Below are 24265 nucleotides of genomic sequence, written 5' to 3'. Positions count from 1 at the left end.
GCAGCGCCGAGGAGTGCCCATGGCTGTAGTTGCTGTAAGCCCCGAGCGCCACGACACGGTGTCGCTGGCCTGGACCAAGGCCGCCATCCTCGACTGCCTGGGCCAGGCGCGTCAGGCGCTGGAGCGCTTTGCCGGCGAGCCGGGCGACCTGTCGATGCTGGCGTTCGTGGTCGACAACCTGCACCAGGTGCACGGCTGCCTGCGCATGCTCGAACTGCGCGGCGCCACACGCCTGGCTGAAGAACTGGAACTGTTCGCCAAGGCCCTGGCCGATGGCCAGGTCAGCCCCCGCGGTGATTGCCTGGGCGCGTTGTTTCGAGGCCTGGAGCAATTGCCCTCGTACCTGGAGCGCTTGCGCGGCGCCCGCCACGACCTGCCACTGGTGATGCTGCCGCTGCTCAACCAGCTGCGTGCCTGCCGTGGCGAGGAGCCGTTGGCCCAGGCCAGCCTGATCAGCGGTGCCACCCAACGCTTTGCCGGTGCCGACGACCTGGCCAACCTCGACCTGTCGCTGGGCAACTGGCGCGAGCAGTTGCAGGCCGGGCCGGGTCGCGATGCCCTGCGCTCGGTGGTGACCGCGCTGTGCGACGACCTGATGCGCATCAAGGAGCGCCTGGACCAGTTCGTGCGCAGCGATCGCCAGCACAGCGAGCAGCTCGATGCTCTGCTGGCACCGTTGCGCCACGTGGCCGACACCCTGGCGGTGCTGGGCTTCCAGCAGCCACGCCGGGTGATCATCGACCAGGTGCTGGCGCTGCAGGCCCTGGCCCAGGGCGAGCGGGCGGTGGATGACGCGGTGTTGATGGATGTAGCGGGGGCCCTGCTGTATGTGGAGGCCACGCTCAATGGCATGGTCGGCCCGCTGGAGGAAAACGGCCAGGGCGGTCTGCCGGGCTCGGACCTGGCCGAAATCCGCCAACTGGTGTTGAACGAGTCGCTGAACGTGCTGCAGCAGGCCAAGGACCTGATCGGCGATTGCCTGGAGTCCGACTGGCCGCGGCAACGCCTGCAACCCTTGCCAGGGTTGTTGCAGCAGATTCGCGGGGCGCTGGCGATGTTGATGCTGCCGGCCGTGGCCGAACTGTTTGCCGGTTGCGCCAGCTATGTGCAGCGCTGGCTGCAGCACCTGGAGGTAGAGCCGCCAGCCGACGAGCTGAGGCACCTGGCCGAGGCCCTGAGCGCCGCCGAATGTTACCTGCAATGGCGGGTGGCGGACCCATTGGCGGATGGCCAGCCGTTCATCGACATGGCGCGCGCCAGCCTGGCTACGCTGGGCGTGCACTGCGCGCTGGTCGAGGCCGCTGCAGGCCACGATGGCAGCGCTGATGGCATCGATGACGAGTTGCGCGAAGTGTTTCTCGACGAGGCCGGTGAACTGCTGCCGGAAATCGAGCGCCATTGGCTGCGCTGGCGTGCCGACAACCAGCAGCGCGAGGCACTGGGAGAAGTGCGCCGCGCCTTGCATACGCTCAAAGGCAGCGGCCGCATGGTGCATGCCGAGGCGGTAGCCGAGCTGGCCTGGGGCGCCGAGCACCTGCTGAACCGGGTACTCGAGGGCCGCAGCGTGCTCAGCCCGGAAGGCGTAGTGGCCCTGCAGCAGGTGTTCGTCCACCTGCCCGACCTGCTGGCCGACTTTGCCGCCGGCCAGTTGCCGCAACTGACGGAAATCGAGCAACTGGCCGGGCACCTGCATGCCCTGGCCGAAAACGATGCCCCGGTGGCGGCCGACATCGACGGCCTCGACCCACAGTTGCTCGACATTTTCCGCAGCGAGGCGCAGGGCCACCTGGCCAGCCTGGATGCTTTCCTGCAGGGCGCCGATGGCCACGACACGCCGGTCAGCGATGGCCTGCAGCGTGCCCTGCACACGCTCAAGGGCAGTGCCGCCATGGCCGGGGTAATGCCGGTCGCCGAACTGGCCACTGCCTTCGACCGCCTGGCTCGTGAATACAAGGGCCACCAACTGCCCCTGCAAGTGGCCGAGATCGAATGGCTGGAAGCTGCGCGCTCGCTGTTTCACCTGGGCCTGGCGCAACTCGACAGCACGCCGCTGGCGGCCATCCCCGGCGCTGCGGAGCTGATCGAGCAGGTCGGCCAGGCGGTGGATGGGCGCCTGGCCAGCTTGCATGACGACCCGCAGCATGCGCGGCGCGGCAAGCGCGACCCGCAGTTGATCGCCAGTTTCCTGGCCCAGGCCATGGATATCCTGCTGGATGCCGAGTCGTTGCTGTCGAGCTGGCAGGAGCAGCCGGGCCAGCGCGATGCGCTGGACACCCTGCTCGACGAACTGACCACCCTGGGCCACGCCGCGCACCTGGCCGACTTGTGGCAGATGGATGACGTGTGCGAGGCCTTGCTCGACCTGTACGGTGCCGTGGAGGAGGGCAGCCTGCCCGCCGATGCGCGCTTCTTCGCCCAGGCGCAGCGGGCCCATGAAGCCCTGCTGGACATGCTCGACGAAGTGGCGGCCGGGCAGGATATCCCGCCACGGCCGGAGCTGGTCGACAGCCTGCGCAACCTGCTGGGTCAGGCCCTGGCACCGGAGGCCACTGGTCTGGTGGGCATCGACACGGTCACGCCACTGCACCCGGACATGGACCTGGCCGATACCCTTGGCCTGGGGCTGGCGCACAACCCCTTGCTGCCGGCTGTGGCTGAGCCACTGGTCGAAGAGCCGGAAAGCCCTGGCGAAGAGCTGCTGGAAGTTTTCCTCGAAGAAAGCTCGGATATCGTCGAGAGTGCTGCCGCAGCCCTGGCGCGTTGGCAGGCCGACCCGCGCAGCAGTGTCGAGGTGGACAACCTGATGCGTGACCTGCACACCCTCAAGGGTGTGGCGCGCATGGTCGAGATTGCACCGATCGGCGACCTGGCCCACGAGCTGGAGTTCCTTTACGAGCTGCTGGCTGCTGGCCGTATGCCGCCAAGCGCGCCACTGTTCGCCTTGCTACAGAACTGCCATGACCGCCTGGCGCACATGCTCGATGCCGTGCGCCTGGGGCAGCCGCTGCATGCCGCCACGGCGCTGATCGACTACATCCGCAACTTCAGCTTTTCGGCCCTGGCCGACAGCGCTGCCGGCCAGGGGCCGGTCGAGGCCGCGACCAGTGAGGTGCCTGCAGTGGCACCAGAGCGGGCACCGGGCGACATGGTCAAGGTTGATGCCGAGCTGCTCGACGACCTGGGTAACCTGGCCGGTGAGCACTCGGTCATCCGCGGGCGCATCGAGCAGCAGGTCAACGATGCGCAGTTCACCCTCAACGAGATGGAAACCACCCTCGAGCGCATGCGCGACCAGTTGCTGCGCCTGGACATCGAGACCCAGGGGCGGATCTCCAGCCGGCAGCAGTTCGAAGGCGATACCTATGATGACTTCGACCCGCTGGAAATGGACCGTCACTCGCAGCTGCAGCAGCTGTCGCGGGCCTTGTTCGAATCCGCCTCGGACTTGCTCGACCTCAAGGAAACCCTGGCACACCGTGCCCAGGAGGCCTACAGCCTGCTGCAGCAGCAGGCGCGGGTGAACAGCCAGTTGCAGGAAGGCCTGACCGCCACCCTCATGGTGCCCTTCGAGCGCTTGGTGCCACGCTTGCAGCGTGTGGTGCGGCAGGTGGCCAGCGAGCTGGGCAAGCAGGTGGAACTGGTGGTCGGCAATGCCGAGGGCGAACTGGACCGCAGTGTGCTCGAACGCATGGTGGCGCCGCTGGAGCACATGCTGCGCAACGCCGTCGACCATGGCCTGGAAAGCCGCGAAATGCGCCTGGCCGCCGGCAAGCCGGAGCAGGGCACCATTCACCTGAATTTGCTGCACGAAGGCGCAGACATCGTTATCGAAATGACCGACGACGGTGCCGGCGTGCCACTGGAAGCGGTGCGCCGCAAGGCCATCAAGCGTGGCCTGCTGGACCCGCAGGCGCATTTGAGCGATCACGAGATCCTCCAGTTCATTCTGCGCCCGGGCTTTTCCACTGCCGAGAAGATTACCCAGATTTCCGGGCGAGGCCTGGGCATGGATGTGGTGCACGAAGAGGTCAAGCAGCTGGGCGGCTCGATGAGCATCGAGTCGGCCCAGGGCAAGGGCGCACGCTTCCTGATCCGCTTGCCGTTCACCGTCTCGGTCAACCGTGCGCTGATGGTGCACCTGGGCGAAGAGCAGTACGCCATTCCGCTGAACACCATCGAGGGCATCGTTCGCGTGCCGCCGGCTGAACTGGCGGCGTGCTACCAGCTGGACGCCCCGCGTTATGTGTACGCCGGCCACGAATACGAGCTGCGCTACCTGGGTGAGCTGCTGCAGGGCATGCCGCGCCCGGCACTGCTTGGGCAGAGCGTGCCGCTGCCTGTGTTGCTGGTGCACTCCCAGGAACAATCGTTCGCCATCCAGGCCGACAGCCTGTCGCCCAGCCGCGAAATCGTGGTGAAGAGCCTGGGGCCGCAGTTTGCCGCGGTTGCCGGGTTGTCGGGGGCGACGCTGCTGGGCGATGGCCGGGTGGTGCTGATTCTCGACCTGCTGGGCCAGTTGCGTGGCCAGCAGCGGCGCCTGGCGCGCCTGCCGGGCGGCGGCGGGGCCCAGCGCCAGGTGTTCGGCCCGGCGCCGCGGCGGGCCTTGCTGGTCATGGTGGTGGACGACTCGGTGACCGTGCGCAAGGTCACCAGCCGCCTGTTGGAACGCCATGGCATGAGCGTGCTGACGGCCAAGGACGGGGTCGATGCCATGGCCCTGCTGGAAGAACACCGCCCCGACGTGTTGCTGCTGGACATCGAGATGCCGCGCATGGACGGCTTCGAGGTGGCCACACGCATCCGCCGTGACGAGCGGCTGAAAGACTTGCCGATCATCATGATCACCTCCCGCACCGGGCAGAAGCACCGCGACCGTGCCATGGCCATCGGCGTCAACGAATACCTGGGCAAGCCGTACCAGGAGTCGGTCCTGTTGCAGAGCATTGCCCACTGGAGCCAGACCCATGCTTGAACTGATCGCCGGCCAGCGCAGCAGCCTGACCGGGCTTTTGCTGCCGTTGGGCGACCGTACCCTGGTGTTGCCCAACGTGGCGGTGGCCGAACTGAGTGGCCAGCGCAACCTGGTGTGCCAGCGCGGCGAGCCGGCCTGGCACCTGGGCTGGATCGACTGGCGCCAGCAGCGCCTGCCGCTGATCGGCTTCGAGGCCGCGTGCGGTGGCGAGACACCCTGCGGCGAGCGGGCGCGCGTGGTGGTGCTCAATGCTTTGGGTGATACCGGGCTGCGTTACCTGGCAGTGTTGCTGCAGGACATTCCGCGCTCGTGCAAGCTCGACAGCCAGCTTAACTACGTGGACGTGGCGCTGGGGCGCCTGGAACTGGCGGCGGTGCAGGTGGGCGAACAGGTGGCGCGGGTGCCGGACCTGGTCGGGCTGGAACGGCTGGTGCGTGACGCGGAACTGCAACCTGACCTTGGGTAGGATGTAAGGCACAGGGCCCTTTCGCGGGCACGCCCGCTCCCACAGGAAATCATACACTTCAAGGCAAGTGGATAACCTGTGGGAGCGGGCATGCCCGCGAAGAGGCCATTTGCATCACATCAGGAACCCAGCCCACCTCAGGAGGTCTGTGTTTGCATGTATCACGGTGAACGCTTCAACGCCTGGACCCACCTGGTCGGTGCCGTCCTGGCCTGTATCGGTGCCATCTGGCTGATCGTGGTCGCGGGCCTGCAGGGCGACCCGTGGAAGATCGTCAGTTTCTCCATCTACGGCGGCACCTTGCTGTTGCTGTACAGCATTTCCACCCTGTACCACAGCACTCGCGGGCGGGCGAAAGTGATCATGCGCAAGCTCGATCACCTGTCGATCTACCTGCTGATTGCCGGCAGCTACACGCCGTTCTGCCTGGTCAGCCTGCGCGGCCCCTGGGGCTGGAGCCTGTTCGGGGTGGTCTGGGGGCTGGCGGTGATCGGCATGCTGCAGGAGATCAAGCCGCGCTCCGAGGCGCGCATCCTGTCGATCATCATCTATGCGGTGATGGGCTGGATCGTGCTGGTGGCGGTCAAGCCGTTGCTGCACTCGCTCGGCAGCGCCGGCTTTGCCTGGCTTGCCGCCGGCGGGGTGTTCTACACCGTCGGCATCATCTTCTTCGCCTTCGACAGCCGCTTCCGCCACTGGCATGGCATTTGGCACCTGTTCGTGATCGCCGGCAGCCTCATGCACTTCGTGGCGGTGTCACTCTACGTGCGTTAGTTAAAAGTCGCCCCACAGTTGCTGCGCCACCGACAGTGCCACCACCGGTGCGGTTTCGGTGCGCAGTACCCGCGGGCCAAGGCGTGCGGCGTGGAAACCGGCAGCCTTGGCCTGCTCGACCTCCGCTTCGCTCAGGCCGCCTTCGGGGCCGATCAGGAAGGCCAGGGTGGCAGGCTTGGCGTGGCTGGTGAGCGGTTCGGCCACCGGGTGCAGGACCAGTTTCAGGTCGGCCTTGGCGCTGTTCAGCCATTCGGCCAGGGTCACCGGCGGGTGGATGACCGGCAAGGTCGAGCGGCCGCACTGTTCGCAGGCGCTGATCGCCACCTGGCGCCAGTGGGCCAGGCGCTTATCGGCGCGTTCGTCCTTCAGCCGCACTTCGCAGCGTTCGCTGACGATCGGGGTTATTTCGTTCGCGCCCAACTCGGTGGCCTTCTGGATCGCCCAGTCCATGCGCTCGCCACGGGACAGGCCTTGGCCGAGGTGGACGTGCAGTGGTGAGTCGGCCTGGCCGGCCAGGGCCTGGTCGAGGCTGACGCGGACGGTTTTCTTGCCCACATCGAGCAACTGGCCGCGGTATTCCTGGCCGCTGCCATCGAATAGCTGCACGGCGTCGCCGGGGGCCATGCGCAGCACGCGGCCGATGTAGTGGGCCTGGGCTTCGGGCAGGTCGTGCTCGCCAAGGCTCAGGGGGGCGTCGATGAAAAAGCGGGACAGTCTCATGGGTTTGCTCGGTAGAAGAGAGACACAGATCCCCTGTGGGAGCGGGCGTGCCCGCGAACAAGGGCGAAGCCCTTGCCAGGCACCGCGGTGCCTGCTTCGCGGGCACGCCCGCTCCCACTGGGAAAGTGGTGTGGCCAACAGTCGGGCTTAGCCCGGGTCGCGGAAGTCGGGGTGGAAGTTGGCCGGTACGGCCACGCTGATGCTATCGCGAGTGGCAATGTCGATGCCCTCGCTGGCCACTTCTGCCAGGAAGTCGATCTGCTCCGGCGTAATCACATACGGCGGCAGGAAGTACACCACGCTGCCCAGCGGGCGCAGCAGGGCGCCACGCGTCAGGGCATGCTCGAACACTTTCAGGCCACGCCGTTCCTGCCACGGGTAGGCGACCTTGCCGGCCTTGTCCTGGACCATCTCGATGGCCAGGGCCATGCCGGTCTGGCGAATCTCGGCCACATGCGCGTGGTCGGCCAGGTGCGCGGTGGCGCTGGCCATGCGTGTGGCCAGGGCCTTGTTGGCCTCGATCACATTGTCCTGCTCGAAGATGTCCAGGGTCGCCAGCGCCGCGGCGCAGGCCAGCGGGTTGCCGGTGTAGCTGTGCGAGTGGAGGAACGCGCGCAGGGTCGGGTAGTCGTCGTAGAACGCCTGGTACACCTTGTCGGTGGTCAGGCAGGCGGCCAGCGGCAGATAGCCGCCGGTCAGGGCCTTGGACAAGCACAGGAAGTCCGGGCGGATGCCGGCCTGTTCGCAGGCGAACATCGTGCCGGTGCGGCCAAAGCCCACGGCGATCTCGTCGTGGATCAGGTGCACATCGTAGCGGTCACAGGCCTCGCGTAGCAGCTTGAGGTACACCGGGTGGTACATGCGCATGCCGCCGGCACCCTGGATCAGCGGCTCGACGATCACCGCGCTGATCGAGGCGTGGTGCTCGGCCAAGGTCTGCTCCATGGCCTGGAACATGTTGCGCGAGTGCTCTTCCCAGCTCATGCCCTCGGGGCGCAGGTAGCAGTCGGGGCTTGGCACCTTCAGGGTGTCGAGCAGCAGCGCCTTGTAGGTTTCGGTGAACAGCGGCACATCGCCGACCGACATGGCGGCGATGGTTTCGCCGTGGTAGCTGTTGGTCAGGGTGACGAAGCGCTTCTTGCCCGGTTTGCCGACGTTCTGCCAGTAGTGGAAGCTCATCTTCAGCGCCACTTCGATGCATGACGAACCGTTGTCGGCATAGAACACCCGGTCGAGGCCGGCCGGGGTCATGGCCACCAGACGCTCGGACAGCTCGATCACCGGCTGGTGGCTGAAACCGGCCAGGATCACGTGCTCCAGCTGGTCGACCTGGTCCTTGATGCGCTGGTTGATACGCGGGTTGGCGTGGCCAAACACGTTGACCCACCAGCTGCTCACCGCATCCAGGTAACGCTTGCCTTCGAAGTCTTCCAGCCACACGCCTTCGCCGCGCCTGATCGGGATCAGCGGCAGCTGCTCGTGGTCTTTCATCTGGGTGCAGGGGTGCCACAGGACCTTGAGGTCGCGTTGCATCCACTGATCATTGAGGCCCATGGGCACTTCTCCTGGCTTTGCGGCTTGGTTCGACCGCGTAAGCCTAAGCAATGCCGCAGGGCAGGACAACCGCTGCTGTTCATCGGCTTGCCAGCTTCGCTTGCCACCGTGCGGCAGGGCCGCAGGCAAAAATGTCAGTTGCCAAAAGGACTTGATGTCACTGCGCTGGCAGGGCCGGCGGACCTGACGTATTCTTAACGCATCTCTCTCGGGGCATTCCTGCCTCTCCCCGTTTCTGTAACCCCCTGACTCGGAGTTCGCCGACATGGCTGCTGCTTGGGTGCGCCTGTGCGCGTTGGTATTGATTGGTGTGTCCAGCGGCGCTGCGCTGGCAAAGGACAAGACGCCCTCGGCGATCGTCGTGGGTGGCGGCCTGGCGGGCCTGACGGCCGCCTACGAGCTGCAGAACAAAGGCTGGCAGGTGACGCTGCTGGAAGCCAAACCGGGCATGGGCGGGCGCTCGGGCCTGGCCACCAGCGAGTGGATCGGCAACGCCAAGGCGCAGCCGGTGCTCAACCAGTACCTCGACCGTTTCAAACTTGAAACACTGCCGGCACCGGAGTTCGTGCGTACCCCCGGTTACCTGATCGACGGCGAGTATTTCAGCGCCACCGACCTGGCCACCAAGCAGCCAGCCACCGCCGAGGCGCTCAAGCGTTACGAAAAAACCCTCGACGACCTGGCCCGTTCGATCGACGACCCGCTGAACCCGCAGGCCAACAGCACGCTGTTCGCCCTCGACCAGATCAACGTCTCCACCTGGCTGGACAAGCTGCAACTGCCGACCACTGCCCGTCAGCTGGTCAACCAGCAGATCCGTACCCGCTACGATGAGCCATCGCGCCTGTCGCTGCTGTACTTCGCCCAGCAGAACCGCGTGTATCGCGGTGTCAGCGACCGTGACCTGCGTGCCGCGCGCCTGCCCGGCGGCAGCCCGGTGCTGGCCCAGGCCTTCGTCAAGCAGCTGAAGACCATCAAGACCAGTTCGCCGGTGACCTCCATCGTCCAGGACAAGGACGGTGTCACGGTCAAGGTCGGCAGCGTCGGTTACCAGGCGGATTACCTGGTCATGGCCGTGCCCCTGCGCGCCCTGGCCAAGATCCAGATGACCCCGGGCCTGGACAGCCAGCACCTGGCGGCGTTGAAGGGCACCAACTATGGCTGGCGCGACCAGCTGATGCTCAAGTTCAAGAAGCCGGTGTGGGAAAGCCGCGCGCGCATGTCGGGCGAAATCTTCAGTAACGCTGGTTTGGGCATGCTGTGGATCGAGCCTGCGCTCAAGGGTGGCGCCAACGTGGTGATCAACCTGTCCGGTGACAACGCCCGTCTGCTGCAGGCCTTTGGCGACAAGCAGATGGTCGACCAGGTGCTGATCCGCCTGCATGCGTTCTACCCGCAGGCCCGTGGTTCGTTCACCGGCTACGAGGTCAAGCGCTACAGCACCGACGCCGGTACCGGCGGCGCCTACCTGGCCTATGGCCCGGGCCAGATCAGCAAGTACTGGCGCCTGTGGGAGCGCCCGGTGCAGCGCATCACCTTTGCCGGTGAGCATACCGACGCCCTCTACCCAGGCACCCTGGAAGGCGCCCTGCGCAGTGGTCAGCGCGCGGCCAGCCAGGTGCAGGACCTGCTGGCCGGCAAGTCGTTCGAGCCGGCCAAGGCGGCACCGGTGGCGGCGGCGGCAGCGGCAGGCGCCGTGGCGGCCAAGGAGAGCAAGGGCGGGTTCTTCTCCAACCTGTTCGGTGGCTCGTCCGACAAGAGCGACAAGGCGGACAAGGCCCCGGCCAAAGCTGAGCCGAAGGCGGTCGATGAGGCCAAGCAGGACAAGCCGGGCTTCTTCAAGCGCCTGTTTGGCGGGGCGGACAAGCCTGAGGTGAAGGCCGAACCGATTGCCAAGGCCGAGGAAGTGGCGCCGGCACCTGCGCCTGCACCGCAAGCCGCGCCGGCCCCGGTTGCGCCAGCGCCTGTGGCCAAGGAAGCGGCGGCCAAGCCTGCTGCGACCAAGGCTGCACCTGCCAGGCATGCACCGGCGCACAAACCGGCCCACAAGCCTGCCGAGACCAAGAAGGCAACTGCCAAGTCCGAGCCGGCCAAGAAAGCTGTAGCCAATACCCAAGCCAAAGCGGGTTGATTTATTGCCAGTGCTGGCCTCTTCGCAGCACAAGGCTGCTCCTACAAGTACTGCGCCGTCCTGTAGGAGCAGCCTTGTGCTGCGAAAGGGCCGGCACTGGCAACCGCTGATTACCCAACTATCGTTAATGTTTCCTTAATGGGAAGCTTACAGAATACATATCGGATTTCTCGATAATCCAAAGCAATTTTTTCCGCTTTTCTTCGATACGTTACGCGTTAGTCTGTGCACAGCTTTCACGGGGAAACACGTCAACATGCAACTGCGCAATTCACCTTCTCGCTACGGCGTGGTCAGCATCGTCCTGCACTGGGGCGTGGCTCTGGCAGTCTTCGGCCTGTTCGGCCTGGGCCTGTGGATGGTCGGCCTCGACTACTACAGCCCTTGGCGCAAGGCCGGCCCGGACCTGCACAAGAGCATCGGCCTGGTGCTGCTGGCAGTGATGCTGCTGCGGGTGGTCTGGCGCTTCATCAGCCCGCCACCACCGGCACCGGCCAACCACGGCGCATTCACCCGCCTGGCGGCCAAGCTGGGCCACCTGGCCCTGTACCTGGGGCTGTTCGCGGTAATGATTGCCGGTTACCTGATTTCCACTGCCGACGGTGTCGGCATTCCGGTGTTCGGCCTGTTCGAAGTGCCGGCACTGGTCAGCGACCTGCCCGACCAGGCAGACCTGGCTGGCGTGATTCATCTCTGGCTGGCCTGGGGCTTGGTGATTTTTGCCGTGCTGCATGCCTTGGCAGCGCTCAAGCACCATTTCATTGACCGTGACGCGACCCTGACCCGCATGCTGGGCCGCAAAGCTTGACTCTCAACCTCAATTGCATAGGAAGGAAGTAAGGATGTTGAAAAAGACTTTTGCCGCTCTGGCGCTCGGTACCGCTCTGTTCTCCGCCGGCCAGGCCATGGCTGCCGAGTACAAGATCGACAAGGAAGGCCAGCACGCGTTCGTTGACTGGAAGATCAGCCACCTGGGCTACAGCTTCATTCACGGTACCTTCAAGGACTTCGACGGCAACTTCACCTGGGACAGCGCCAAGCCTGAAGCCAGCAAGATCAACGTCGACCTGAAAACCGCCAGCCTGTGGTCGAACCACGCCGAGCGTGACAAGCACATTTCCAGCGCCGACTTCCTCGATGTGAAGAAGTACCCGGAAGCCAAGTTCGTCTCCACCAGCGTCAAGTCGACTGGCGACAAGACTGCTGACGTGACTGGCGACCTGACCATGCACGGTGTGACCAAGCCGGTTACCTTCAAGGCTACCTTCAACGGTGAAGGCAAGGACCCATGGGGCGGTGAGCGCGCTGGTTTCAACGCCACCACTACCCTGAACCTGAACGACTTCGGCATCAAAGGCCCGGGCGCTACTTCGCAGACCCTGGACCTGGATATCAGTGTTGAAGGTGTGAAGCAGAAGTAATTCGGCTTAGCTGAAAGACCGAGGGGGCTGCTTCGCAGCCCTTTCGCGACACAAGGCCGCTCCTACAGGTATTGCGCAGTTTTCACTTGCAGCGCAATACCAGTAGCAGCGGCCTTGTGTCGCGAAAGGGCCGCAAAGCGGCCCCCTCATGCTTTTTGTCAGCCCTTGCGGGTCAGCAGCGCCGGGCGCTCACCGCGTGGACGGCTTGGCAGATCATCCAGCTGCTCAGGCGTCGGGTAGCGGTCGAGCTTGGACTCCTTGCGGATGATCACTGGCTGTTTTTCTGGCTGGCGCGGGTTGCGCACTGCCGGCTCTTGCCGGGCAGCATCGTCACGGGCCGGGCGACCACGGCCGCCGCCATCACGGCGGGCACCGCCACCGTTGTTGGCACGGGCCGGGCGTTTCTCGCCACCGCCACTGCGCTGCTGGCCAGCATTGCGACCCTGGCCCTGGCCACCCGCGTTGCTGCGTTGGCCACTCCCTTGAGCCTGACCTTGGCCGGCATTGCCACCCGGGCGGCGATTGCGGCCCTGGTTTTTGCCTTGGTACGGGCTGACATAGTCGGCACGGTTACCGAAGTTGTCGATATCGTCGTCCAGGAATTCTTCCGGATCACGGTCGGCAGGCACTCTCGGCACGCTGTTGGTGCTGGCCTGCTGTTGCTGCTGGCGCGGCTTCTTGTCACGCGGCTTGCGTTGCTGCTGTTGCTTGTCGCCGCTCTTTTCCTTGTCGGCCGGCTTGTCCGCAGCCTGTTGCTTGGCCTTGCCTTTATCCTTGCCCTTGTCCTTGCGGCCACCGTTGGCGTCTTTGCCACCTTCGCCACGGGCCTGCTGGTTGCGGCCACCACGGCCGTTGTTCTGCGGGCGCTCGCGTACTTCAGGCTTTTCGGCTTCTACCTGGCTGGCGTCGAAGCCCATCAGGTCGCCGTCCGGGATCTTCTGCCTGGTCACCCGCTCGATGCTCTTGAGCAGTTTTTCTTCATCCGGCGCGACCATGGAAATGGCCTCGCCCGAACGCCCGGCACGGCCGGTACGGCCGATACGGTGGACGTAGTCTTCCTCGACGTTCGGCAGCTCGAAGTTGACCACGTGCGGCAACTGGTCGATGTCCAGGCCACGTGCGGCGATGTCGGTGGCGACCAGTACGCGCACGCTGTTGGCCTTGAAGTCGGCCAGGGCCTTGGTGCGGGCGTTCTGGCTCTTGTTGCCGTGGATCGCGGCGGCGGTCAGGCCGTGCTTTTCCAGGTACTCGGCCAGGCGGTTGGCGCCGTGCTTGGTGCGGGTGAACACCAGCACCTGTTCCCAGGCACCCAGGGTGATCAGGTGCGCAAGCAGCGCGCGCTTGTGGCTGGCGGGCAGGCGGTAGACGCGCTGCTCGATACGCTCGACGGTGGTGTTCGGCGGGGTGACCTCGATACGCTCCGGGTTGTGCAGGAGCTTGTCGGCTAGGTCGGTGATGTCCTTGGAGAAGGTGGCCGAGAACAACAGGTTCTGGCGCTTGGCCGGCAGGCGGGCGAGGACCTTCTTGACGTCGTGGATGAAGCCCATGTCGAGCATGCGGTCGGCTTCGTCCAGCACCAGGATTTCAACGTGGGCCAGGTCAACCTTACCTTGGCCGGCCAGGTCGAGCAGGCGACCCGGGCAGGCGACCAGCACATCTACACCCTTGGCAATGGCCTGGATCTGCGGGTTCATGCCGACGCCGCCGAAAATGCAGGCGCTGACCAGTGGCAGGTCACGGGCATAGACCTTGAAGCTGTCATGCACCTGGGCTGCCAGTTCGCGGGTCGGGGTCAGGACCAGTACGCGAGGTTGGCGCGGGCCATGGCGCTGCGACTTGTCGGGGTGGCCGGCCGGGAACAGGCGCTCGAGGATCGGCAGGGCGAAACCGCCGGTTTTACCAGTACCTGTCTGTGCGGCGACCATCAGGTCGCGGCCTTGCAACACGGCGGGAATCGCCCGCTGTTGCACGGGGGTCGGCTGGGTATAGCCCGCAGCCTCGATAGCGCGGACAAGAGCCTCGGAGAGACCGAGGGAAGCAAAGGACATGGGCAATCCTGTTCTCGTGTGGGCTGGGCCCGTTTGGGATGTTCTGCCTGGCGCGACGGGCATCGGTGGGATGCGATCGCGTCCGGTCCAGCTGGGCTTTCACTGCACATCCGGGTAACGGAGGGTGGACGCGAAGGCGCGTCGATGCCGATCGGGATGCCTGTTGCGAGGCCGAGCGTCCGGGCGTGAGCCGGGCGGGAAGGCCCGAGTATAACAGAGCTAACGCGCTGTGCTGCTTTCCTGCTGCTCAACGGCGTTGAGAATCGCCTGTGTAGCGGTTGCTGATCGCCGCATAGGCTGGTTCCTGCTTGAAGCGCCGCAGTTCCACGGCGAAGGCCTGGGCCAGTGCCTCCCGCCCCGGCTTGCGCGCCAGCCCCAGGTACTGCGCCTGGCGGCTGATCACCAGCGGCAGTTCCTCGACTTGCTGTTGCAGGCCCAGATGCCGCAGCAGGTAATGGCCGCCCCTGCGGTCGGTGATTGCCAGATCGATGCGGCCCAGCATCAGCTTGCCGAAGTTGGCTTCATGAGTGGGCGCGGCTTCGCGCCTGAAATGTGCGGCCTCGTTGAACGTTGCACCATAGGCGTAGCCGGGTGAGGTGCCGACGGTGAGGCCGGCAAGGTCATCCAGACCCTTGACGGCATGGCGACGTGCGCGGGCCTGGAACAGGACGAACTCGACCTCCGACATGGGCTCGGGGGCGTACACCAGGTAGGGCTGGCGCGACTCGGCCTGGAAGATATCCATGATGCCGTCGGCCAGCCCCTGCTCGATCATTGCCAGGCAGCGCTTCCAGGGCAGGAACTGCCATTCCACCTCGACGCCAAGGCGTTGGAACACCTGGGTGGTGACTTCGTAGTCGATGCCGCGCGGCTGGCCGTCCTGCTGGTACACATAGGGTGCCCAGTCGTCGGTCACCAGGCGCAGACGCTCGCCCAGGGCCAGCGGGCTCAGGCAGGCGAGCAATAGGATCCAGAACAGACGGGCGACGTGTGGCATGGCCGGAGATTACGCGCTCGGCCTGTTCAAGGCCAGTGAGGATGATGGTCTCCTGTGCTGGCCTCTTCGCGGGTAAACCCGCTCCCACAAGTACAGCACGAGCCTGCAAGCCAGCAGAGATCCTGTGGGAGCGGGTTTACCCGCGAAGAGGCCGGCACAGGTCACTCAAGTGTGGGAAGACCTCAGCAGATGCGCCTCGATATCCTTGCGCCGCTCGCCCAGTGACAGGCGCAACCCCGGGTGGCGCAGGCACTGGCGCAGTTGCTCGGGCTCCATGTGGCCATGGCGGGCGTTGAGGTTTTCCAGGGCCTTGTCCCACCAGGCCGGCGCGCAGGCGCGGTCGAACTCATTGGGGTAGGGGTAGCAGCCATACAGCAGCTCGCGGGCGAACTGGCGTTCGTGGCTGGGCAGGGTCATGCTCAGCGCCTTGTAACCCAGGCGTTGCAGGGCCGGTGGCCGTGGCAGCTGGTCATTGACCAGGGGCACGTCGGCCAGCGCCGCCTGGCTCAGCGGGTCATGGCCGTGCTTGCGCAGCCAGGCCTGGATCTTGGCGCGGAACTGCGCCTTGCGGCTCCAGTAGTGGTGGATGACATCGGTGCATTCGGCCAGCTCCAGCCTGCGGTAGGCCGCCACCGCCAGGCAGAACTCCTCAAGGGTATAGGCTTCGCGAGCCAGGGGGTGGAACTCGTCCATCATGGCGATGGAGCGGTCCAGGGTACCGGCGTCTTCGGCGGTAAGGCCGATCACCCCGGAGTTGACCAGTGGCATCTGGCAATCGGCCAGGCCCCGGGATTCGAGGATGGCCAGCAGGTTCTTGTACAGCAGGCACTTCTGGTTGCTGCCGTAGCGCGCGCCGATGGCATTGCACAGCAGGCGGCCTGGGGCTACCCGGGCGAACAGCTCCAGCGGCGACTTGCGGAAGAAGGTGTCGGTGTCGATCAGCACTGCCAGCGGGTGTTGCTGCAGCACCTGGCGCAACAGCACGTGCTTGCTGCGAAAGTGATAACCGTGGGGGGCGTTCCAGGCCTGGCGCGTGGCTTCGTCCAGCAGGTGTACGGTGACCGGCAGGCCGGCATAGGGCTGCGGGTTGTCGGTGTAGACCTGGATGTCCATGGCTTCGCTTGCTGCCGTGCCCAGGTGGGCGAGGGCGCTGATGATGCTGAAGCAGGCTTCCTGATGGTAGGTTGCCGGGCCAAAAGCCAGGTAGACGAGCTGTGGACGCGATGGCTGGTGGGGCTGCATGGCAGGCAAGACCTGTGTAACCGGAAAATGAATAAGGCTTTAGTCTATGACCAAAGCCTTAATCAAATCTTAAACAGATTTTGCAAAAAATTTCAGCGTGGCAGCTTCAAATTGTTCCAGATCGCCAGACTCGGCTCGGCCTGGTTCAAGGTGTAGAAGTGCAGGCCCGGTGCGCCGCCTTGCAGCAGCTGTTCGCACATGCGGGTGATCACTTCTTCGCCGAATGCCTGGATGCTGGCGGTGTCGTCGGCATAGGCTTCCAGCTGCTTGCGGATCCAGCGCGGGATCTCGGCGCCACAGGCATCGGAGAAGCGCGCCAGCTTGCTGTAGTTGGTGATCGGCATGATGCCGGGCACCACCGGGATGTCCACGCCCAGCTTCTGCGCGCGCTCGACGAAGTAGAAGTAGCTGTCGGCGTTGAAGAAGTACTGGGTGATGGCGCTGTCGGCACCGGCCTTGACCTTGTGCACGAAGTTGGCCAGATCAGCCTCGAAGTTGCGGGCCTGTGGGTGCATCTCCGGGTAGGCGGCCACTTCCAGGTGGAATTGATCAGCGGTTTCCTGGCGGATGAATTCGACCAGGTCACTGGCGTAGCGCAGTTCGCCACTGGCCATGCCCATGCCCGATGGCAGGTCGCCACGCAGGGCGACGATGCGCTTGATGCCAGCAGCCTTGTATTCGGCCAGCAGGGCGCGCAGTTCGGCCTTGGTGTCACCTACGCACGACAGGTGCGGCGCGGCAGGTACCTTCACTTCGCTTTCCAGCTGCAGCACGGTGTTCAGCGTGCGGTCGCGGGTCGAGCCACCGGCACCGTAGGTGCAGGAGAAGAAGTCCGGATTGTAGGCAGCCAGCTGGCGGGCGACGCCCATCAGCTTTTCGTGACCGGCATCGGTCTTGGTCGGGAAGAACTCGAAACTGTAACGGCGTTCCTGGGACATCAGGCGTTCCTCTAGCAGCAAGCTTCAAGCGGCAAGCTGCAAGTAAAAGCCAGATCGGTGATGGCCGGTCTGGCTTGGGCATCGTTCAAGATCTTTGCTGCTTGAGCTGCAAGCGGCAACGGCACGGTCTGCCTTTGCCGCTTGAAGCGTCAAGCTTGCCGCTTAGTAGCGGTAGGCGTGCGGCTTGAACGGGCCTTCGACGGTGACGCCGATGTAGTCGGCCTGCTGCTTGGTCAGCTGGGTGACCACGCCGCCGAAGCCGCGGACCATTTCCAGGGCCACTTCTTCGTCGAGCTTCTTCGGCAGTACTTCAACGGTCAGGCGCTCGGCTTTCTTCTCGGCCGACAGGTCGGCGAACTTCTGCTCGAACAGGAAGATCTGCGCCAGTACCTGGTTGGCGAACGAACCGTCCATGATGCGGCTTGGGTGGCCAGTGGCGTTACCCAGGTTGACCAGGCGGCCTTCGGCCAGCAGGATCAGGTAGTCGTCGTTCTGCGGGTCGAAGCTGCCAGCGCCGGTGCGGTGGATCTTGTGCACCTGCGGCTTGACCTCTTCCCAGGCCCAGTTCTTGCGCATGAAGGCAGTGTCGATCTCGTTGTCGAAGTGGCCGATGTTGCACACTACGGCACGCTTCTTCAGCGCCTTGAGCATGTTGGCGTCGCAGACGTTGACGTTACCGGTGGTGGTCACGATCAGGTCGATCTTGCCCAGCAGGGCCTTGTCGATGCTGGCTTCGGTGCCGTTGTTGATACCGTCGATGAACGGCGAAACCACTTCGAAACCGTCCATGCAAGCCTGCATGGCGCAGATCGGGTCGACTTCGGTGACCTTGACGATCATGCCTTCCTGACGCAGGGACTGGGCCGAGCCCTTGCCCACGTCACCGTAGCCGATCACCAGGGCCTGCTTGCCCGACAGCAGGTGGTCGGTACCACGCTTGATGGCGTCGTTCAGGCTGTGACGGCAGCCGTACTTGTTGTCGTTCTTGCTCTTGGTGACCGAGTCGTTGACGTTGATCGCCGGGACTTTCAGCTCGCCCTTGGCCAGCATGTCCAGCAGGCGGTGCACGCCGGTGGTGGTTTCTTCGGTCACACCGTGCACGCGCTCCAGCACTTGCGGGTACTTCTTGTGCAGCAGTTCGGTCAGGTCGCCACCGTCGTCGAGGACCATGTTGGCGTCCCATGGTTGGCCATCCTTGAGGATGGTCTGCTCCAGGCACCACTCGTACTCTTGCTCGGTTTCACCTTTCCAGGCGAACACCGGGATACCGGCGGCGGCGATGGACGCGGCGGCCTGGTCCTGGGTGGAGAAGATGTTGCAGGACGACCAGCGCACTTCGGCACCCAGGGCAACCAGGGTTTCGATCAGCACGGCGGTCTGGATGGTCATGTGGATGCAGCCCAGGATCTTCGCACCCTTGAGCGGTTGCTCGGCCAGGTACTTGCGACGCAGGCCCATCAGTGCAGGCATTTCCGATTCGGCGATGATGGTTTCGCGACGGCCCCAGGCGGCCAGGGAGATGTCGGCGACTTTGTAATCGGTAAAACCAGCAGGCATGTTTGCAGCGCTCATGAGAGCCTCCATTCGTAGTGTGCGAATGGGCGCCGTTGTGCGTTAAGCGCCCGCGAGAGCGAGCAACGCCCCATCCGAGCCTGACAGGCCTAGCCTGCTGCAGCGCCCCTCGGACGGGTGGCGGGCATGGCGCCGCTGTGGGCGGCCATGTGAAGCGGCAGAGATTATAGCCGCGCCCGTCGGCTTGCCCAAGGTTTTCTGTCGATTAATCGCGACGATAGTCGATGTTCAATGGAGCGACAGCGGCCGCTCTGCCATCATTGCTACACGTTAGCCAAGCAGGTCAGGAGTACAGATGAACTTTCATACCCGCAAGTGGGTTAAACCCGAAGACCTCAACCCAAACGGCACTTTGTTCGGTGGCAGCCTGTTGCGCTGGATCGACGAAGAGGCGGCGATCTATGCCATCGTTCAGCTGGGCAACCAGCGCGTGGTGACCAAGTACATTTCGGAAATCAACTTCGTCAGTGCCTCGCGCCAGGGTGACATCATCGAGCTGGGCATCACCGCCACCGAGTTCGGCCGCACCTCGATCACCCTCAAGTGCGAAGTGCGCAACAAGATCACCCGCAAGGCCATCCTCACGGTCGACAAGATGGTCTTCGTCAACCTTGGCGAGGACGGGCTGCCGGCGGCGCATGGGCGGACCGAGATCAAGTACATCCAGGACCAGTTCCCGGATTCCGCGGTGGAATAAGTTCAGCATTTGGCGCTTCGCGGGCTCGCCCGCTCCCACAGGTACGCCACCGTTTCTGAAACCTGTGGTGTACCTGTGGCAGCGGGCAAGCCCGCGAAGAGGCCGGAAACTATCTCAAGGTTGAGCGCTGACCTTGCGCACCACCCGCCCGATGCTCAACCCCTGCACCAGGATCGACGACAGCACCACGATGTAGGTGATCGACAGCAGCAGGTCACGCTCCTCGCCCAGTGGCAGCGACAGTGCCAGGGCCACCGACACCCCACCGCGCAGGCCTCCCCAGGTCAGCACCCGCACCGTGCCCTTGGGCACCGGGCGCCAGCGCCGCAGCAGCACGATCGCCGGGGCCACGGTCAGCAGCCGCGACAGCAGCACCGCCAGCGCCAGCACGCTGCCGGCCGCCAGGTGCATCCAGTTGAATGGCAGCAGCAACAGTTCCAGGCCGATCAACGCGAACAGCAGGGCGTTGAGCATGTCGTCGATCAGTTCCCAGAAACCGTCCATGTAGCGACGGGTCATGTCGTTCATCGCCAGGTTGCGCCCCAGGTTGCCGATGATCAGCCCGGCCACCACCATGGCGATCGGCGCCGAAACGTGCAGCTCGTAGCACATCGCCGAGCCGCCGATGACCAGCGCCAGGGTCAGCATCACTTCCACCTGATATTGCTCGACGCTCTTGATCATGCGGTAGGTGGCGTAGCCGATCAGGCCGCCGAACACCACGCCGCCGATGGCCTCGCGGGCGAACAGGATCGCGGTGTCGGTCATGCTCGGCGTCTCGCCCAGCTGGATGATGCCCAGCAACACGGTGAACACCACCACCGCAGTGCCGTCGTTGAACAGCGACTCGCCGACGATAGTGGTTTTCAGCGGTTTGGAGGCATTGGCGGTACGTAGCGCGCCCAGCACGGCAATCGGGTCGGTGGGCGAGATCAGCGCACCGAACAGCAGACAGTAGATCAGCGGCACCTGCCAGCCGAACAGGGCGAACACCCAGTGCGACAGGTAGCCGATGACCACGGTGGCAATCAGTACGCCGACGGTGGCCAGCAGGCCGATGGGCCAGCGGTAGCTGCGCAGGTCGGAGAGGTTGACGTGCAAGGCGCCGGCGAACAGCAGGAACGCCAGCATCCAGTGCATCAGCAGGTCGTTGAAGTCGATCTGGTTCATCAGCCCTTCGACGCGCGCTTCCAGGCCAGGGAAGCCGATCAGGCTCAAGCCCTGCAGCATCAGGGAAAACAGCAGCGCCGTTACCATCACGCCGATGGCAGGGGGCAGGCCGATGAAACGGTAATTTACATAGGTGAGGAGGGTAGTGAGGCAGATAAACGCGGCAACGAGTTCAAGCATCCCGAATCCTGTAACAGTGGCTTCCAAGTCGTAACCCGAATGGCTCGGGCAGTTCTTTGATGACCTGGCGCGCGGTTCGGGACACAAGGTTTGACCGGATTCGTTTGAATCGTTCCCATCAAGAGGCTTGTATCGCATACCCTGACTTGTGCAAAACCTGAAGGCTGGCGCGCTCCCACAATGGTCCCCTCAAGCGCTGTATATTCACGAACATGAAATGCCACAAGGATAAGAAGGCGTGTTGGCAACTTCCCTGGTACTGATCGCCGCCCTGCTGCACGCGACCTGGAATACCCTGATAAAATTCAGCGGCGAGCGCCTGCTGGTGATCGCCAGCATGGATACGGTGGCGTTGGCCTTCGCGGTGCTGGCGGTGCCCTTCGTCGAGGTGCCGCCGGCCAACATCTGGCCCTGGCTGCTGGCTTCGGCGCTGGCCGAGCAGCTGTACCGCTTCCTGCTTATCCAGGCCTACCGCGTGGGCGACCTGGGGCTGGTCTATCCTCTGATGCGCGGGCTATCGCCGCTGGTGGTGCTGGGGCTGACCCTGGCCTTTGCCGGCGAATCGCTGAGCCAGCAGCAGATCATCGGCATCCTGCTGATCCCCTGTGGCATGGCCTGCCTGTTGTGGCAGGGCGGTGGTGGTGACCGGCTGCCCTGGTCGATGCTGCCGGTGGTTGCCCTGATCGGCCTGTGTATTGGTTGCTACACCTGGTTCGATGGCCAGGCCGTGCGCTTGTGGGGCAAGCCCTGGGATTACCTGGTGTGGCTGACCTTGCTCAGTGCCTGGCCCTTCCCGTTGCTGGCCAGCGTGGCGCGGCGTGCGCCGTTCGTGTTGTTCTGGCGCCTGCAGTGGCGCCTGGGGCTGGCAGTGGGGCTGTGTGTATTGCTGAGTTACGCGCTGGTGCTGTGGGCCATGCACCTGGGGTCGGTGGCCGAAGCGGCGGCGTTGCGGGAGTTGAGCGTGATCCTGGTGGTGCTGCTGGGCATGCGCTACCTGAAAGAACCTTTTGGCGGACCGAGACTCCTAGCTTGCGGGCTGGTGTTGGCCGGCATGCTGGTAATGAAGCTTTGACCCGAAGACTGAACAAGGAGTCCTGTCCATGACTGTTGCCCTGTGGTGCATCCTGATCGCGCTGTTCTTGCCACCACTGTGTGCGTTGATCGCCAAAGTCGGTAGTGGCCGCTTCCGGCTACACGACAACCACGACCCGCGCGCCTTCCTCGATACCCTGTCCGGGTTGCCGCGGCGCGCGCATGCTGCCCAGCAGAACAGTTTCGAGGCCTTCCCGGCATTTGCCGCGGCGGTGCTGGTGGCGGATATCGTCGGCAATGCCGAGCAGGTGACCCAGGATGTGTTGGGGGTGATGTACATCACCAGCCGGTTGCTCTACATCATCTGTTACCTGGCCGACTGGGCCATGCTGCGATCGCTGGTGTGGTTTGCCGGGATGGCGATGATCGTGGCGTTCTTCGTGGTTTCTATCTGAGACCGCGTCGCCTTCTTCGCGGGTAAACCCGCTCCCACAGGATCATCACAGCTCTCGAGAGCGGTGATGTCCCTGTGGGAGCGGGTTTACCCGCGAAGAATCCAGCACCGATCAAGGCACTTTAGGTACTTCAGGCAGCGGCTTGCCCTTGGGCCACAGCATCCAGATCTGCCCCTGCTGCTTCATGTTCCCGGCCAGTTCTCCGGCTTGCGGCCCGGTGCCCCAGAACAGGTCCGCGCGCACCTCGCCGGTAATTGCCCCACCGGTATCCTGAGCCCCCACCGGGCGTACCACCGGCGTACCGTCCGGGCGAGTGGTGGACAGCCACAGCAAGCTGCCCAGTGGAATCACTTTGCGGTCGATGGCCACGCTGTAGCCAGCGGTCAGCGGCACGTTCAGCGAACCCCGCGGCCCTTCGTTGCTGTCCGGGCGGGTGCTGAAGAATACGTAGCTGGGGTTGCTGGCGAGCAGTTCCGGCACCCGCTGCGGGTTGGCCTGGGCCCAGGCATGAATGGCGCCCATGCTCACCTCTTCCTTTTTCAACTGGCCCTGTTCCACCAGCCAGCGCCCGATCGGCCGGTAGGGGTGGCCGTTCTGGTCGGCGTAACCCAGGCGCAGTTGGCGGCCATCTTCCAGCTGTACTCGGCCGGAACCCTGGATCTGCAGGAACTGCAGGTCCATCGGGTCGGTCAGCCAGGCCAGCACCGGTGCCTTGACGCCGTCACGGTTGATCACCTCGGCGGTGTCGTAGGGCTTGAGCACCCGGCCATCGAGGCGACCGCGCAGGCGCTTGCCCTTGAGTTCGGGGTACACGCTGGCCAGGTCGACCACGATCATGTCTTCGGGGGGGCCGTAAACTGCCACGTGGTTGGTCGCCGACTGGCTCAGGCTGCCAGGGTAGACCGGCTCGTAGTAACCGGTGATCAAGCCGTTGGCATTGTTTTCGGCCGAACGCAGGCCGTATACCTGCAGGTTCTGCTGCAGGAAGGCGCGTACCTGCAGGGCATTGTCGGGCACGCTGGCGGCTGTTTCGCAGGTGCTGGCCCACACGGTGTCGCGCTTGAGCTTTTCACAGCCGTTGCGCCAGGCCTGAAAGCCGGCTATCAGGTCGCTGTCGCTGACGGTGGGCAGGTCCTGCCAGGTGGCATTGGCGTAGGTGGCGATGGCATGGGGCTCGGGTTTGGCGCTTTCGCCACCGTTGCAGCCGGCCAGCAGGGCCAGCGCCGGGAGTGTCCAGGCCAGATGGCGCAGGGCAGATTTCATGAGTACGTTCCTGTCATGGGTGAACACGGTTATTCGCCCCTGTTTTTTATGTGGCTATTGGTCTTTGGCCGCTGGGCAGCGATACTGGCCGCCCATTTGCGTAGGCCGAAGTGACCGTGATGTTGAAGCGATTGACCGTTGTTCTGCTGGCAGCACTGGCCCTGGGTGGTTGTGACGGGGTTGACCCGAACTCCCCGCTGGGCAAGCGCAAGGTGATCTTCAAGGACATGCTCAAGACCAGCGAAGACCTGGGCGGCATGTTGCGTGGGCGGTTGCCGTTCGACGGGGTGAAGTTCGCCGACGGTGCGCTGAAGCTGGACAACCTTTCGCATCAACCCTGGCAGCACTTTCCACAGGCCCGTGATGGTGGCGACAGCAGCGCGCGTGCCGAGGTATGGGAGCGCCAGACACGCTTTCATGACCTGGCCCGGCAGCTGGAAGGCGTCACTGGCGAACTGGTCGATGTCACCCGCGGCCAGCCGCTGGACGCTGCGCAGTTGAAGGCGCCGATGGACAAGGTCGAAGCGGCTTGCAAGGCTTGTCATACCGAATTCCGCAATCACTGACTTGACTGCCCGTGCGGGGAGCAGCTGTCTTGCTCGATTTCTGCAAGCTGGCGAAATTCCTGTGGGA

General features: G+C 64.4%; 18 protein-coding genes, 1 pseudogene and 1 riboswitch. Of the genes and pseudogenes, 10 read left to right on the top strand and 9 right to left on the bottom strand.

Annotated features, from left to right (window positions below):
* The first annotated feature begins 19 nt into the window (after nucleotides 1–19).
* From A4C63_RS06525 to A4C63_RS06515, 3 genes are all read left to right on the top strand, one after another.
* Complete coding sequence (locus tag A4C63_RS06525) at nucleotides 20–4972, top strand: Hpt domain-containing protein (RefSeq protein ID WP_063911996.1); 4953 nt, start codon at nucleotides 20–22, stop codon at nucleotides 4970–4972.
* Nucleotides 4965–5438: a chemotaxis protein CheW gene (locus tag A4C63_RS06520; protein ID WP_063911995.1), complete on the top strand. Its 474-nt coding sequence runs from the start codon at nucleotides 4965–4967 to the stop codon at nucleotides 5436–5438. Before A4C63_RS06525 ends, A4C63_RS06520 begins: the two co-directional genes overlap by 8 nt.
* A 156-nt stretch (nucleotides 5439–5594) precedes the next feature.
* A complete protein-coding gene (locus A4C63_RS06515; RefSeq protein WP_063911994.1) occupies nucleotides 5595–6212 on the top strand; it encodes a hemolysin III family protein in 618 nt (205 codons plus the stop codon).
* Here A4C63_RS06515 and A4C63_RS06510 read toward each other — a convergent pair whose 3' ends face one another.
* Both A4C63_RS06510 and A4C63_RS06505 read right to left on the bottom strand, forming a co-directional pair.
* Nucleotides 6213–6932, bottom strand: coding sequence for a 16S rRNA (uracil(1498)-N(3))-methyltransferase (locus tag A4C63_RS06510; protein WP_063911993.1), 720 nt, complete (start codon nucleotides 6930–6932; stop codon nucleotides 6213–6215).
* A 147-nt stretch (nucleotides 6933–7079) separates the two neighbouring features.
* Nucleotides 7080–8486, bottom strand: coding sequence for an adenosylmethionine--8-amino-7-oxononanoate transaminase (locus tag A4C63_RS06505; RefSeq protein WP_063911992.1), 1407 nt, complete (start codon nucleotides 8484–8486; stop codon nucleotides 7080–7082).
* 265 nt (nucleotides 8487–8751) lie between these two features.
* On the opposite strand from A4C63_RS06505, the gene A4C63_RS06500 reads away from it, so the two are divergent.
* The 3 genes from A4C63_RS06500 (at nucleotide 8752) to A4C63_RS06490 (ending at nucleotide 12038) form a co-directional block, all read left to right on the top strand.
* Nucleotides 8752–10617, top strand: coding sequence for a flavin monoamine oxidase family protein (locus A4C63_RS06500; RefSeq protein WP_063911991.1), 1866 nt, complete (start codon nucleotides 8752–8754; stop codon nucleotides 10615–10617).
* A gap of 256 nt (nucleotides 10618–10873) precedes the next feature.
* Complete coding sequence (locus A4C63_RS06495) at nucleotides 10874–11425, top strand: cytochrome b (RefSeq protein ID WP_063911990.1); 552 nt, start codon at nucleotides 10874–10876, stop codon at nucleotides 11423–11425.
* A 34-nt stretch (nucleotides 11426–11459) separates the two neighbouring features.
* Complete coding sequence (locus A4C63_RS06490; protein ID WP_063911989.1) at nucleotides 11460–12038, top strand: YceI family protein; 579 nt, start codon at nucleotides 11460–11462, stop codon at nucleotides 12036–12038.
* A 158-nt stretch (nucleotides 12039–12196) separates the two neighbouring features.
* Here A4C63_RS06490 and A4C63_RS06485 read toward each other — a convergent pair whose 3' ends face one another.
* The 5 genes and pseudogenes from A4C63_RS06485 to ahcY form a co-directional block, all read right to left on the bottom strand.
* Nucleotides 12197–14086, bottom strand: coding sequence for a DEAD/DEAH box helicase (locus A4C63_RS06485; protein ID WP_063911988.1), 1890 nt, complete (start codon nucleotides 14084–14086; stop codon nucleotides 12197–12199).
* A gap of 219 nt (nucleotides 14087–14305) precedes the next feature.
* Nucleotides 14306–15083, bottom strand: a pseudogene (locus A4C63_RS06480) (substrate-binding periplasmic protein).
* 165 nt (nucleotides 15084–15248) lie between these two features.
* Complete coding sequence (locus tag A4C63_RS06475; protein ID WP_063911987.1) at nucleotides 15249–16325, bottom strand: hypothetical protein; 1077 nt, start codon at nucleotides 16323–16325, stop codon at nucleotides 15249–15251.
* Between the two features lie 92 nt (nucleotides 16326–16417).
* On the bottom strand, nucleotides 16418–17263 hold the full coding sequence (gene metF / locus A4C63_RS06470; protein WP_063911986.1) for a methylenetetrahydrofolate reductase [NAD(P)H]: 846 nt from the start codon (nucleotides 17261–17263) through the stop codon (nucleotides 16418–16420).
* Nucleotides 17264–17425: 162 nt separating this feature from the next.
* Nucleotides 17426–18835 (bottom strand): adenosylhomocysteinase, encoded by a 1410-nt coding sequence (gene ahcY / locus A4C63_RS06465; RefSeq protein ID WP_025340892.1) that lies wholly within the window; start codon nucleotides 18833–18835, stop codon nucleotides 17426–17428.
* A gap of 20 nt (nucleotides 18836–18855) precedes the next feature.
* A riboswitch (S-adenosyl-L-homocysteine riboswitch) is annotated at nucleotides 18856–18952 on the bottom strand.
* A 178-nt stretch (nucleotides 18953–19130) separates the two neighbouring features.
* Between ahcY and A4C63_RS06460 the strand changes: the two genes are divergently transcribed.
* A complete protein-coding gene (locus A4C63_RS06460) occupies nucleotides 19131–19532 on the top strand; it encodes an acyl-CoA thioesterase (protein WP_003257757.1) in 402 nt (133 codons plus the stop codon).
* A gap of 114 nt (nucleotides 19533–19646) precedes the next feature.
* Here A4C63_RS06460 and A4C63_RS06455 read toward each other — a convergent pair whose 3' ends face one another.
* Nucleotides 19647–20882 carry a sodium:proton antiporter gene (locus A4C63_RS06455; protein WP_025340891.1) on the bottom strand — a complete coding sequence of 412 codons (1236 nt, stop codon included), beginning with the start codon at nucleotides 20880–20882 and terminating at the stop codon, nucleotides 19647–19649.
* A gap of 238 nt (nucleotides 20883–21120) precedes the next feature.
* Between A4C63_RS06455 and A4C63_RS06450 the strand changes: the two genes are divergently transcribed.
* A complete protein-coding gene (locus tag A4C63_RS06450; RefSeq protein ID WP_063911985.1) occupies nucleotides 21121–21954 on the top strand; it encodes an EamA family transporter in 834 nt (277 codons plus the stop codon).
* A gap of 28 nt (nucleotides 21955–21982) precedes the next feature.
* Nucleotides 21983–22369, top strand: coding sequence for an MAPEG family protein (locus A4C63_RS06445; RefSeq protein ID WP_063911984.1), 387 nt, complete (start codon nucleotides 21983–21985; stop codon nucleotides 22367–22369).
* Nucleotides 22370–22480: 111 nt separating this feature from the next.
* Here the strand turns inward: A4C63_RS06445 and A4C63_RS06440 are convergent, their stop codons facing one another.
* The gene (locus tag A4C63_RS06440) at nucleotides 22481–23632 is read right to left on the bottom strand and encodes a murein transglycosylase A (RefSeq protein ID WP_063911983.1); all 1152 of its coding nucleotides are present in this window, start codon (nucleotides 23630–23632) and stop codon (nucleotides 22481–22483) included.
* A 119-nt stretch (nucleotides 23633–23751) separates the two neighbouring features.
* Between A4C63_RS06440 and A4C63_RS06435 the strand changes: the two genes are divergently transcribed.
* Nucleotides 23752–24198, top strand: coding sequence for a cytochrome c (locus tag A4C63_RS06435; RefSeq protein ID WP_063911982.1), 447 nt, complete (start codon nucleotides 23752–23754; stop codon nucleotides 24196–24198).
* Nucleotides 24199–24265 lie beyond the last annotated feature (67 nt).

It is taken from the genome of Pseudomonas sp. p21, from assembly GCF_001642705.1.
Taxonomy (GTDB): domain Bacteria; phylum Pseudomonadota; class Gammaproteobacteria; order Pseudomonadales; family Pseudomonadaceae; genus Aquipseudomonas.
This window is presented reverse-complemented; position numbering and strand designations above follow the sequence as displayed.